Annotated in this window: 2 protein-coding genes; both read left to right on the forward strand. The window is 52.2% G+C overall.

What is annotated here, in order from left to right; translation table 11 throughout:
• The first annotated feature begins 30 nt into the window (after window positions 1-30).
• Complete coding sequence (locus ABC395_RS11350) at window positions 31-6,606, forward strand: amino acid adenylation domain-containing protein (protein ID WP_413003083.1); 6,576 nt, start codon at window positions 31-33, stop codon at window positions 6,604-6,606.
• Between the two features lie 40 nt (window positions 6,607-6,646).
• On the forward strand, window positions 6,647-14,755 hold the full coding sequence (locus ABC395_RS11355) for an amino acid adenylation domain-containing protein (RefSeq protein WP_413003084.1): 8,109 nt from the start codon (window positions 6,647-6,649) through the stop codon (window positions 14,753-14,755).
• The last annotated feature ends 14 nt before the right edge of the window (window positions 14,756-14,769 follow it).

Consider the following 14,769-nt stretch of genomic DNA (forward strand, 5'->3'; position numbering starts at 1 on the left):
ACGGCCGGAAGTTTAAAGGAGAGTGAAATTGTGTCTCAAGTGAAGATTAAGGACATCTATCCGCTGTCCCCGATGCAGGAAGGCATGCTGTATCATTCAATGCTGGATGGGGATTCTCAAGCTTATTTTCAGCAAAATATCATTACCGTCGGAGAAGTACTGGACCGTGAGCTGGTTCAGCGCAGCCTGCAGCTGCTTATAGAGAGATACGATATTTTCCGTACGGTGTTTGTATATAAAGAAACGGAGCGGCCTCTTCAGGTAGTGCTTCAAGAAAGGGAGGCTCCTGCCGTCTATACGGCGGACGTTTCCGGCCTGGCCGATGTTCTCAAAACGGATGCGCTTGAAAAGTTTACCGGAAGTGACAGAACGAACGGTTTTGATCTGGAAAAAGACGTGCCCCTTCGTCTGGCTTTGTTCAAATGGAGCGAAAACACGTGCAAACTAGTATGGAGTTTTCCGCATATCGTAATGGACGGCTGGTGCCTTGGCATCGTGGCCAACGACTTTTTCAGCCTCTATACGTCGCTTAGAGACGGAAACCGTGCCAATCTTGAACCGGTGTACCCGTTCAGCAGTTTCATTCAATGGCTGGAAAATCAGAACAGGGAAGAAGCCGCGGCCTACTGGAACAAGTATCTGGACGGGCTGGAAAACGAAACGGCGGTTCCGGGATTCAGCCGGGCAGACGGGAAGTCCGCTTTCCGGCTCGAACATTATTCGTTGAAGCTCGATACCGCACTCACGCAAAAGATGGAACGGATCGCAAAACGGCACCAGGTTACGGTAAGCACCGTATTCCAGACCGCTTGGGGCGTACTTCTTCAAGCCTATAACAACAGCACGGATGTTGTGTTCGGCACCGTCGTCTCGGGCAGACCCGAGGAGATTAAGGGTATTGAGAACATGGTAGGGCTGTTCATTAATACGATTCCTTTCCGTGTCAGCGGGGAGAAGAACGAAAGTTTCGCCTCCTTACTGAGCCGTGTGCAGAGCGGCTGGATGGAGTCCAATGCGTATTCTTATCTTTCGCTCGCGGATATCCAGACGCAGTCTTCGTTAAAACAAAATTTGATCCGGCACCTCGTTGTGTTCGAAAACTACCCCATATCCGAAGAACTTATCGGAAACGGGAATGAAGCGGATGATAGCCGGCGGCCAGATGGAGAACGAGGCCAAAACAGCCTCCGGATCACGGAAGTGGACGGCTTTGAGCAAACAAACTACGAGCTTACGCTGACGGTGATACCGGGACGCGAGCTCGAAATCAAATTCAGCTTTAATGCGGAAAGTGTTGAACAGTCGGGGATCCGCGCTATTGCCGGTCATCTTTATCAGGTGCTGGGACAGATCATTGAAACGCCTGAAATGACGCTGGGAGCAATAGAGCTGCTCACGGACGAAGAACGCGGCCTGCTGCGCGCTTTTAACGACACCGAAGCTCCCTATCCCGCCGAAAAAACGATGCACGGCTGGTTCGAACTCCAGGCGGCCATGACACCGGAAAAAATCGCCGTCATTTTCGGCGAGAAGCGACTTACGTACCGCGAACTCAACGTGCGCGCCAATCGTCTTGCCCGGCAGCTGCGCTTAAAAGGTGTAGAGCCGGATAAGGTAGTCGGTATCCTTTGCGAGCGGTCCATCGAGATGATGATCGGGCTGCTGGCCATTTTGAAAGCGGGCGGAGCCTATCTGCCGATCGACCCCGCGCATCCGCAGGAAAGAATCGATTATATGCTTGCCGACAGCGGGGCCGTTCTTGTGCTTGCGCAGCAGTATCTGACGGATCGCTCACCGGCCGGAATAGAGGCTGTCAAGCTCGATGCGGAAAACCTTCTGACGGGCGACGGAAGCAATCTGTCTCGCGGCTCGGGACCAGAGCAGCTTGCTTATGTTATCTATACGTCCGGCACGACCGGAAATCCGAAGGGGGTTATGATCGAGCACCGCGCCCTGATCAACCGCCTTCACTGGATGCAAAAACGTTATCCGTTGGACGAAAAAGACGTTATTTTACAGAAAACACCATATAGTTTCGACGTATCCGTCTGGGAGCTGTTCTGGTGGGGAGCGTACGGGGCCAAGGTCGTATTTCTGGAACCTGGCGCGGAGAAAGACCCCGCGCAGATTGCCAAAGCCATCGATAAGTACAAAGTAACGACGATGCATTTTGTGCCTTCCATGTTGTCCGTTTTTCTCGATCATGCGGAGAGCCGGATAGAGCCCGGTGTTTTGTCCAGCTTGCGTTATGTGTTCGCCAGCGGAGAAGCGCTCAATCCTCAGCAGGTGAACCGGTTTAATTCGTTGTTTTACCGGACCAACGGTTCGCGACTGATCAATTTGTACGGACCGACGGAAGCGACCATCGATGTTTCCTATTTTGATTGCTCCTTCGGGGAAAATGCCCTGGATCGCGTTCCGATCGGCAAACCGATCGATAACATCCGGCTCTACATTACGGATGACGCTGGCCGCCTTCAGCCTGTGGGAGTTGCCGGTGAGCTATGTATCGCAGGAACGGGTCTGGCCAGAGGCTATTTGAACCGGCCCGAGCTGACGGCCGAAAAATTTGCGGCAGTTGATTTCGACCCTTCGGGACGCATCTACAAAACGGGTGATCTGGCACGCTGGCTGCCGGATGGCAACATCGAGTATCTCGGACGTCTGGATCACCAGGTCAAAATCCGCGGCTACCGGATCGAGCTTGGCGAGATTGAAGCGGCTTTGCTCGGGCATCCGATGGTCAAAGAAGCGCTCGTTATGGACCGGACCGACAGCCAGGGACAGAAGGTGCTGTGCGCTTATCTCGTATGCGGCCCCGATCCTGCCCCGGAAACGGAGCTTCTGCGGGAGGCGCTTGCAGCAAAGCTTCCAAGTTATATGATTCCTTCTTATTTCGTATTCCTGCCGGAAATGCCGCTTACATCCAATGGCAAAGTGAACCGCAGGGCGCTTCCCGCTCCGGACACGGCTTGGGATGATAACGGTTATATTGCGCCCGAAGGAGAGACCGAGGAAGTTCTTGCCGCCATCTGGCAGGAGGTGCTTGGAGTGGAGCGCATCGGAGCCGGCGATTCGTTTTTTGACCGGGGCGGGCACTCTCTGAAAGCGGCCTCGCTGGTATCCAAAATACATCAGCGCCTGCAAATCGATTTACCGCTGCGTCAAGTGTTCGAGTCTCCTACGATCCGTTCAATGGCTAAAGCGATCCGTAAAGAAGCCTACTCGGCTCACCAAGCTATCGAGCCTGCCGAACCGCAAACCGTGTATCCGGTCACATCGGCTCAAAAGAGGTTAATGGTTCTGGACCAGTTGGAACAAGAGAGTACCGCTTATCACATCCCCCATGTGCTGATTAGCCGGGTTCCATTGGATCGCAGTCGACTACAGGGCGTCTTTGAGAAAATGATTGCCCGTCACGAGTCTCTCCGTACTTCCTTTGAACGGATTGAAGCCGAGGTCGTTCAGCGGATTCATCCCGAAGCGGCTTTCAAGATAGAAGAAATTACTTTGTCGGGGCAGGAGAAAGAATCTATAAGCGGTCTTGACGAAAGCACGCTGACAAAGGAGAAAGGCGGGATTGGGGAACTCCCGGCTGGTTCGGCGTTAACGGACATTTTGAAAGCCGCTGTAGAAATGACGACGATTCATAAGGCGGGTATGCACCGTTCCGGTGACCGTCCTGAAGAGCCGGCTGTCGTTCAGAGCCTTCTTACACCAACCGAGAAAGAGGCGCTGGACCGGGTTATCGAAGGCTTTATTCGTCCCTTTAACCTTGCGGAGGCTCCGCTCATTCGGGTGGGAGCGGCCGAGTTGGCCGGCGGAGGCACTGCACTTTTAATCGATATGCATCATATTGTAGCCGACGGTGTTTCCATGGCGGTCATTGCGAATGAATTTAACCGGCTTTATGCGGGAGAAGAGCTGCCTCCTCTCAAAATCCAATACAAGGATTATGCCGTTTGGCAGCAAAAACGAAGTGCAAGTGGCGTTTTGGACGCCCAGGAAGCTTATTGGGCGGATAAGCTGGACGGCGAGCTGCCTGTTCTGAACTTTCCGACCGATTTTACACGGCCTCCGCTTCAAAGCTTCGAGGGTGACCGGTATATTTTCACACTCGGATCAAGCGAAGCCGAGGCGCTCAAGCAAACGGCATCCCGTGCCGGTGCGACGTTATATATGGTTTTGCTCGCTTCGTTCAACACGCTGCTGCACCGCTATACGGGTCAAGAGGACGTTATAGTGGGAACACCCGTCGCAGGCAGGATTCATGCGAATCTGGAGCCTCTTATCGGGATGTTCGTCAATACCCTGCCGATGAGAAGTTTTCCGGCTGGGGATAAAACGTTCAGTCAACTGCTTGGAGAGGTTAAACAAACGGCACTAGGAGGGTTTCAGAACCAGGAGATACCCCTTGAGTCGATTTTGGACAAGTTGTCGCTCAAGCGTGATTTAAGCCGCAATCCCTTATTTGACACGATGCTTATTTTTCAAAATCTCGGTATCGAAGAGATCGGCCAGCAGGGGGAACTGTTCCAGCCTTATGATTTCGGACATGACGTATCCAAGCTGGATCTCACTCTCCAAGCGGAAGAAAACGAGACGGGCGGTATCGATTTTTACATTGAGTTTGCAACGAGCTTGTTCAGAAAAGAGACAATACGGCGGCTTGCGGGCCATTACCTCCGCATATTGGAAGCGGCCGTACGCAATCCTGACATCAAACTGTCCGAGATAGATATGCTGGAAGAACGGGAACACCGCATGCTGGTGGAAACGTTCAACGATACGGCCGCAGCATTCGCCCACGACAAAACGATCCACCAACAGTTTGAAGAACAGGCAGCCCTCACTCCGGACGCCCCTGCCTTGTTGTTCGGCGATCAGGTGTTCAGTTACCGGGAATTGAACGAAAAGGCGAACTCGCTGGCACGCACGATACAAAGCCACGGAATCGGACCCGACCGGCTCGTGGGGCTGCTCACGGAACGCTCTCCGTCCATGATGATCGGCCTCTTGGCCGTACTGAAAGCGGGCGGTGCCTATGTGCCGATCGATCCGGATTATCCGGCCGCTCGTGTTGCCTACATGCTGGAAAACAGTCAAGCCCGTGTTCTTCTCACCGAGGGTACACTGGCCAAAGATTTGCAGGGTAGTGTAGAGACGGTTATCTCTCTTAATGAGGAGAAAGTTTACGGGGGCGAGACTGGTAATCTGGGGCTCACCAGCGAACCTCACCATCTTGCTTACGTTATTTACACGTCGGGCTCGACGGGGAATCCCAAAGGGGTTATGCTCCAGCACCGTTCCGTTTCCAACTTTTTTACCGGAATGCGGGAGAAAATCGATTTTATCCCAGGCGGTAAAATTTTGGCTTTAACGACGGTGTCTTTCGATATCTTCGTCCTGGAGACACTGCTGCCAATAACCTGCGGGATGAGCGTCGTACTGGCGGAAACACTGCACCAGACGGAACCCGGAGCGCTCGGCGGCCTGATTTCCCGACAGGGCGTCGATATGCTGCAGATCACGCCTTCACGTCTTCAAATGCTGCTTGGCAGTCCGGAAGGTGCCTCCAGCCTTCGGCATGTCCGTAATATTCTCGTTGGCGGCGAAGCTATGCCGGCTGCGCTGCTGAGTTCACTGCAGGAGTTCCCGGAATTGAACATTTTCAACATGTACGGACCGACGGAAACAACGGTTTGGTCCGCCGTGCAGAATCTGACAAACGCCGACTCCATTAATATCGGTCGGCCTATTGCAAACACGCAGATTTACATCGTCGATGCCGGAGGCAAGCTACAGCCTGCCGGAGTCCCGGGTGAGCTATGTATAGCAGGCGAAGGACTGGCGCGCGGGTACTGGAACAGGCCCGATCTGACGGCCGAGAAATTCGTTGCCTGCCCGTTTGGCAAGGGGGAAGGACGCATGTACAAGACAGGCGATCTTGCCCGGTGGCTTCCGGACGGCAGCCTTGAGTTCCTTGGACGCTTGGATCACCAGGTCAAAGTCAGGGGGTATCGTATTGAACTGGGCGAGATCGAGAGTGCGCTCGTCCGTCATGAAGCCGTGGAAGAAGCCGTCGTCCTGGCTAAGGAAGATACTTCCGGCGGGCATACGTTGACGGGGTACCTAGTTGTAAAAACGGAGATTACGGCATCGGAAATCCGGACCTTCCTGGGGCAAAGCCTGCCGGATTATATGATTCCTGCCGCATTCGCCCAACTTGAGAAATTTCCTTTGACGCCAAACGGGAAAACGGATCGAAAAGCGCTGCTCGGCCTGGATGCCGTGCAAACTTCCGCAGCCGTTTACGTTGCTCCGTCAAACGAGATCGAAGAGCAACTAGCCATCATATGGGCCGATATTCTTGGTGTTGACAGAGTGGGAGTACACGATAATTTCTTCGAACTCGGCGGACACTCGCTTAAAGCGTCTCTGTTTGTCGCCCGGACACGTGAACAATGGGGAATCGAGCTGGAGCTGCGTATGCTGTTCCGGCAGCCGACTATCGCGGAGATTGCGGAGCATATCCGGCTGGAACTGGAAGAATTACGCAGGCTGGAAGAAATCTTACGGGAAATCGAAGCGTTGGAGCAGGTATAAACGGTGCAGACGATACAGACCAGGAGAGGGAGTGCGCCAAGTGGATTTATCGAAGCGAATAGCGAGTCTCTCGCCGGAAAAACGTAAACTTCTGGAAGCGAGGCTTGCTCAGGAAGGATTGTCCTCATCCCGCCCGGCAGGAGTCGGAACAGGCTCGCCGGCCGGGCTGCGGCCTCTGGAAAAAAAGGACGCTTATCCGGTATCGGCCAGCCAGAAAAGATTGCTCCTGATTCAGGAAATCGGAGATACGGCGGCCGCTTATAATATGCCTTTCGTCCTGCTTGTTTCAGGACCGGTAGAAGCCGAAAAGATTCAAAAAACGTTTCAGGTGCTGATTTCCAGACACGAAACGCTGCGGACTTCTTTCCGGAAGACGGATGGAGAATACGAACAAATCATCCATGAACCGGACAAGATCGTCTTTAAGCTGGACTATTCCGAAGAAACGGTTTCAAACGAGGAAGAGGAGAGAAACGTCATCGACAGATGCGTTTCCTCTTTTGTCCGGCCGTTTGATGTGAGCCGGGCCCCGTTGTTCAGAGCGGCCTTGATCCGGTTGAGGCCAGAGCGGCATCTTTTGATGACGGATATGCATCACGCTGTCTCGGACGGTCTGTCGCTGCAAATTTTGGCGGAAGAATTTAACCGGATTTATCGTGGAGAAAGTCTGCCTGGACTGGCTGTTCATTACAAGGAATACGCGCATTGGCAGCAGGAGAGGATTCGTGACGGTGTGTTCCTTAAACAGGAACAGTACTGGTTGAACGTGTTTAAAGACGAAATTCCCGTCCTGAACATGCCCGCCGATTACCCGAGACCACAGCTGCAGAGCTTTGAAGGGGAACGCTGCGAATTCCAAACGGAGCGGGGGCTTGCGGAAAAGCTACGCCGTCTGGCCTCGGAGTCCGGTTCCACGCTGTATATGGTACTGCTTGCGGCCTATTACGTTCTGCTTCACAAATATACCGACCAGGAAGACATCATCGTCGGAACTCCGGTCGCGGGCCGGACTCACACGCAGCTTCAGCCGCTTATCGGGATGTTCGTGAATACGCTGGCTATCCGCCAGTCACCTGCCGGATCCAAAACGTTCCTTTCTTTCTTAAACGAAGTTAAGGAAGGAACTCTGGGAGCTTTTGACCATGAGGAGTATCCTCTTGAAAGTCTGCTTGAAAAGCTCGGTCTTCGCCGGGATGTCAGCCGTAACCCGTTATTCGATACGGTTTTTACTTTGCAGAATAAAGCTCCGCGGTCTATGGAAATGGACAGGCTGCTCCTGGAACCTTATGAGGCGCAGTCAGGTGTTTCCAAATTTGATCTTTCTCTTCTCGCAGAGGAGGGTGAAGAGCTGACGTTCACGTTCGAGTACGCGACCAAGTTGTATGCGAAGCAAACTGTCGAACGGTTAGCCGGCCATTATCTGCAGATTCTCCGGGAAATTGCCCGGGATAAGAATTTACAGCTATCCCAAATCGGCATGCTGTCTGATGATGAGAGAAGGCTGCTTCTTGAAGAACTGAACGACACGGCCGCCCCATACGCCCGGCAAGCTACAATTCACGGCTTGTTCGAAGAGCAGGTGGAGAAACATCCCGGCCATGTCGCCGTCTCGTTTGAGGACAGGCGGTATACTTACAGCGAGCTGAATGCACGTTCCAACCGTCTTGCGGCCGCTCTGCAGGGGCTGGGTGTTGGTCCGGACACCATTGTAGCTATTATGCCCGAACGTTCTCCCGAAATGGTGATCGGAATTCTTGCCATCCTAAAAGCGGGTGGAGCCTACTTACCGGTTGATCCCGAGTACCCGCAGGAGAGAATCACGTATATGCTCGAAGACAGCGGAACCGGGATTTTGCTTACGCATCGGCATCTTATGGGCAGTACGGAATTTACCGGGCATACGGTCTTTATGGAAGATGAGAAGTGGTATACGGGAAATGAGAAAAATCCGTGTGTGCCGGTTACATCAGACCACCTCGCTTATGTGATCTACACATCGGGAACAACAGGCAAGCCTAAAGGCGTCATGATCGAGCACCGGGGTATGGCTAATATGAAGCTGTTTTACGAGAATACGCTGGGATTGGGTCCCGAGGACCGTATTGTGCAGTTCGCCAGTTTTTCGTTCGACGCTTCCGTATGGGAAATGTACATGGCGCTTTTTTTGGGCGGTGGACTGTACCTTTCTCCAAAAGAGAAGCTGGTTCAACTGGATTCCTTTGAAGCGTTTGTCCGGGAGAATGAAATCACGCTTGCCATGCTTCCGCCTACATTCGCTGTTTATTTAGATCCGGTAAGGTTGCCTTCCTTGCGGATACTGATAACGGGCGGTTCCGAATCTTCACCTGAGCTTGTCCGCAGATGGAGCCCGCATGTGGATTATTTTAATGCTTACGGTCCTACGGAGGCGACAATTTGCGCAACGGTGTGGGAAGCTAAGCGAGGGACAGTTGTGGAAAGTCATCGGGCGATTCCGATAGGGAAGCCGCTGTATAATACGCAGATTTATCTTGTGAATGCGGATTTTCAGCTTGTGCCTCAAGGAACGGCGGGGGAGCTTTGTATCGGCGGAGAAGCTTTGTCGCGCGGCTATTTACATCGTGAAGCTCTCACCGGGGAAAAATTTGTTCCGAATCCTTTCGCACCCGGACGAAAAATGTACCGTACGGGAGATCTTGCCAGATGGCTGCCTGACGGCAATTTGGAATATTTAGGCCGTATCGATCACCAAGTTAAAATCCGGGGCTACCGTATCGAATTGGGTGAAATCGAAACGCGCTTGCTGCAGCACGGCCGTGTACGGGAGACGATCGTGCTCGTTCACGAAATTTCGTCGGAAAAAACATTGTGCGCCTATTACACTTTCGAAGGGGATTCTCCGGCAGCCTCGGAGCTTCGCGAACATATGGCATCGGGTCTGCCTTCTTACATGGTGCCCGCGCATTTTATCCCGCTGCAGGAGTTTCCTTTGACGCCAAACGGCAAGATCGACAGAAAAGCGCTTCAAGCGCCCGATCCGGCTTCCGGTGCTTCCGATGAGTACACCGCACCGGAGTCCGAGACGGAAGTGCGTCTGGCTTCTTTATGGGAGGAAGTGCTTAGCGCGGATCGTATAAGCCTTCACGATAATTTTTTCGAACGGGGCGGACATTCCCTGAAAGCAGCGCTACTTCTTGCGAAAATTTCGAAGGAATTCGGTGTGGAGCTTTCTCTGCGAAAAATATTTGAAGCCCAAACGCTTCAAGCACAGGCTGCGGCAATCACCGCAAATGCCGGTACGGAGGCGGCATACGTACCGATCCCGAGGGCTCCCGACAAACCGTGGTACCCGGTATCCCCGGCTCAGCGCAGACTGCTCGTCGTACAGGAAATCTCGGGAGCCGCAACAGCCTACAATGTTCCTTTGATTCTTGAGGTAAAAGGATTACTTAAGAAGGAGCGGATCAATGAAGCTTTCCGTAACTTGATTGTTAGGCACGAAGCGCTTCGCACTTCTTTTACCCGAATTCACGAGGAATATGTGCAGGTCATTCATGATCCGTCACAAATCGCATTTCAGGTAGACCTTATGGAGCTTGCCGAATTGTCCGCAGATTGGACGGACAACCAGCGAGAAATGTATATAAGGACAATTGCAGAAGGTTTTATCCGTCCGTTCGACTTGGGAACGGCTCCTCTTCTGCGTGCGGGTCTCGTTAAGACGGAAACCGAGCACCATCTGCTCTTGATCGATATGCATCATCTTATAACTGACGGTGCTTCTCTTGAACGAATGACAGAGGAGTTTATACGGCTCTACCAGGGAGAGGAACTAGGGAAGCTCTCCGTCCAATACAAAGATTACACGATGTGGCAGAATCAATTATCGGTGGACGGTACCGTGGCCATACAGGAAAAGTTTTGGCTCGATACGTTCAGCGGCGAAATTCCCGTTTTGAACATGCCACTGGATTATGCGCGCCCTCAGCTCCAGAGTTTTGAAGGGGCCGTTTACACTTTCGAGGCGGATCAAGAGCTTACACGGCAGTTGCAACAAACCGTTTCGCATCATGGCGCGACTCTTTTCATGATCCTGCTTGCCTCTTATAACGTGCTGCTTGCCCGGTATTCCGGACAGGATGATCTGATTATCGGAACTCCCGTTGCCGGAAGACCTCATGCGGATTTGGAAAACGTACTGGGGATGTTCGTGAACACTCTTCCTCTGCGTAACTATCCGTCAGGTTCGAAGACATTCGAGGCTTTCCTCGCAGAGGTGAAGCAGAATGCCCTTCAGGCGTTTGAAAATCAGCTGGTACCGCTGGAGGACTTGATTTTGAAGCTTCAGCTGCGCAGGGATGTCAGCCGCAACCCATTGTTCGATACCGTTTTTGTTCTGCAAAATACGGAATCCCGTGGAATGGAAACAGGAGACGTTGATTTTGCTTCGATTGAGCATCACAGCGGAATTTCCAAGTTTGATCTGACTCTGACCGCTCAGGAAACGGAAAGCCCGGAAGGTCCTCGTCTGTCTTTCAGCTTGGAATATGCGACAAAACTGTATAAAGAAGATACGGTCCGTAAATTTGCCGATCATTTCATACAGATACTGAAGCAAATCTCCAAAAGTCCGGAGATGAAACTGTCGGACATCGATTTATTAAATGCCCGGGAGCGGGACTTGATTCTTGAACAATTCAACGCGACAAAGACTGAGTATCCGAGGAACGCTGCCGTTCACGAATTGTTTGAAGAACAGGCAGCGCTTTGGCCTGACAAAGCGGCTGTTCTTTTTGAAGATCAGGAGATCACTTACGCCGAGCTTAACCGAAAAGCTAACAGGCTTGCCTGGAGGCTGAAGGAAAACGGTGTCGGCCGGGATACGCTGGTCGGAATTATGGCCGAACGGTCACCTGAAATGATTATCGGGATACTTGCCATTCTCAAAGCGGGCGGTGCCTTCCTGCCTATCGATCCTTCATATCCGCAAGACCGGATCGCATACATGCTGGAGGACAGCGCGGCGGTAATAATGCTTGCGGGTGACCCGGAATCTGCCCAAAGCAAGATGGGCGGCTTCACAGGGAGCGTGTTAGGCTTGGGGGACCCTTCCGTGTATACCGGCTCCGAAAGTAATTTACCGGGCACAGCGGACGCGAACTCTCTCGCTTATGTCATGTACACTTCCGGTTCGACCGGGCGGCCCAAAGGGGTGATGATTGAACACCGAAGCGTTGTCCGTCTTGTCAAAAATACCAATTTTGTCACGTTCGGACCGTCGGATCGGATACTCCTCACCGGAGCGCTTGTATTCGATGCCTGCACGTTTGAAATCTGGGGCGCTTTGCTTAACGGGCTTCAACTGTGTATTGTGCCGGAATCCGTGTTCCTTCATGCCGGAAAGCTGGGAGAGGCTTTAGAAACGTATAAAATTACCACGATGTGGTTGACTTCGCCGCTTTTCAACCAGTTGGCTTTAACGAATCCGGCCTTGTTTGCGCCACTTCGTTATCTGCTCGTAGGCGGGGATGTGCTGTCGCCGACCATGATTGGTACCGTGAGAGAGGCTTGTCCGCAGCTTACGGTAATAAACGGCTACGGTCCGACGGAAAATACGACGTTCTCATGCTGCTTCCCCATCGACACGGAATACTCAAACATTCCGATCGGCCGGCCGATCGCGAATTCCACCGTCTATGTGGTTGATGCGTCGGACAGACTGCTGCCTGTCGGTCTACAAGGAGAAATTTGCGTCGGCGGTGACGGTCTGGCCAGGGGTTACCTGAACCGTGAGGATTTGACTCGGGAAAAATTCGTTCCAAACCCGTTCCGGACTGGTGAAAGAATGTACCGGACAGGCGATTTGGGGCGCTGGCTGCCGGACGGCAGCATCGAATATTTGGGACGGATGGATCAGCAGGTAAAAATCCGGGGCTACCGGATTGAGCCGGGCGAAATCGAGACCAGCCTGCTTGGGCACGAATGGGTGCACGAGGCGTTTGTTACCGTTAAGGAATCCGCCGAGGGCCAGAAGTACCTTTGCGCGTATATCGGAACTAGCGAATACCTTACAACTGCCGAGTTGAAGGCGTACTTGAGCGGACGTATTCCCGATTACATGATACCTTCCAACTTTGTGTTCCTGCCGGTTCTGCCGCTTACGAAAAACGGCAAAATCGACCGCCGTGCACTTCCGGAGCCGGAGCAGAACAGTCTTTCTTCATCGCCGTATGCTCCTCCAAGAAATACGAAGGAGAAACTTTTGACAGCCGTATGGGAAAGTGTGCTCGGTGTGGAAAGAGTCGGACTCGACGATAATTTCTTTGAACTCGGCGGACACTCCCTTAAAGCTATCCAGCTCATATCAAAAGCTCAGGAGTTGGGGCTGGAAATAGGGATGCACCAGTTGTTTCAGATCCAGACGATCCGCGGCTTGTCGGAACTTCTTCCTGCCTTTAAGGAGACTGAAAATGCGAGCTTGGAATTGTCTGAGGGAGATTCGGTGGATTCCAGGGACAATGCCGGTGTTAAGACAATTACGGAGGCGGAGACGCTTCTGAACGAAAAATTCGGTTCCGGATTCAGGTTAAAGGCAGACAAGATCGAGGACAAAAAGTTGGTGCTTCTGGAGCTCGCCAATGATCATAAGAAACGGTTGCCGGAGATTAAGGAATTTATCCGCCGCGGCTTCCACACGGACGTTCACCCTCATTTCATCGTATCACAGAACTCTGCTGGACACGGGGTTCGGGATGACATTGTAACGGGACAGAATGGAGAGGCAGGAGAGGAACTGTCGCCAGTAGCTTATACACTTTCGGAAACGGACTTCCAGGATATGCTGCTACAAGTTGTGGAAAACGTATCATCTTCCAGCGAAGCTTGGGGGACTGCCTTGGAGCAGCTGCCGACTGCCGAACGGTATCCTTTGGCACCGATTCAGGAATATCATTTGGCTTATCCCGAAGCATCGGGAACAATCCTTTCTTTCAATGAATTACTTGATCTGCAGCGGCTAAATGCGGCCTTGGAGCACGTGATCGACAAGCATGATCTATTGAGAAGCCGGCTCGTACAGACAGGAGAATTGTGGGAGTGGGAACTGAAAGAAAAAACACAGGGATTCGTTCTTCCCCTTGTTGATTTGTCGGCATACAAGCCTTCCGTGCAGCAGCGAATCTTGTCTGGTCTGATGAAGGAGCTCTACTACAGCCCATATGAACTGGCAGGCGGCGGCGCACTATACCGGTTTGCTCTAATTTCGTTCAACTTGCGGGAACATTATCTGCTGCTGCCGTGCTCGCACGTCATCTTTGACGGCATGAGCAGCGAAATTCTGAGATCTGACGTTCTGGCGTTTTATAAGGCGGACGATAAACCAGGCTCCGAGTCCGATCAAAACCAGACGGAGCAATCGTACCGAAGTTATGTTCGTCAAGTCCGGAATGGTCCGGTTGGTATCGGAGATAGTGCGATTTGTGAACAGTTCCGTCTTGAAGATTTTCACAAGCAAACGTCGGTGATCGGCGATGCTTTTCAAGGAAAAAACCGCTCCAAAGCGACAAAGTTTATGCACGTGATGAACTTTGAAGGACAGGCCGCGGAAGCGGAACTATCTGTGCGAATGTGGCAAACGGCTCTAGACCTTGCGCAGCAGGTTTTCTCTCGATATTTCGGCTTGAAAGAAGTGCCGGTCTGGCTTACGAATTACGGCAGAAATTATGCGGGAAGCCATTACTACGACACGATCGGCGAATTTATCGATCAAATTCCGATCCTGCTTGATGGAACTTCTAATGAAGAAGCGAAAGATGTACAAAATCTTCTTCAAAAGGCTTCGACGCATAATCTAAACTTTTTTAATCTGATCTTTAACCGGCAAACGGAGGAGGAGTACCCGCTGTCCGGCTATTATTTACAGAACAGTCTCCATAATTTGCCGATCATCGTGAATTATCTTGGTGAAACAAGTAAAGATGGGGAGTTTCTGCAGGACCTGGAAGACCCGGAGACGTATTCAACAGAAGTTAGGCCTGTCATTTACTTTACCGTACAGCATACGGGCATCCGCTTGCACATTTCTATCCTGCTGCCTTATGAGGAAGACGAAGAAACGATCCGTCGCATGTTTGAGTCCGCGATTCCTACCTTCCAGACCATCAAGCAGTAAGGAGTTGAAATGTA

The organism is Paenibacillus canaveralius (assembly GCF_047238265.1).
Taxonomy (GTDB): Bacteria; Bacillota; Bacilli; order Paenibacillales; family NBRC-103111; genus Paenibacillus_F.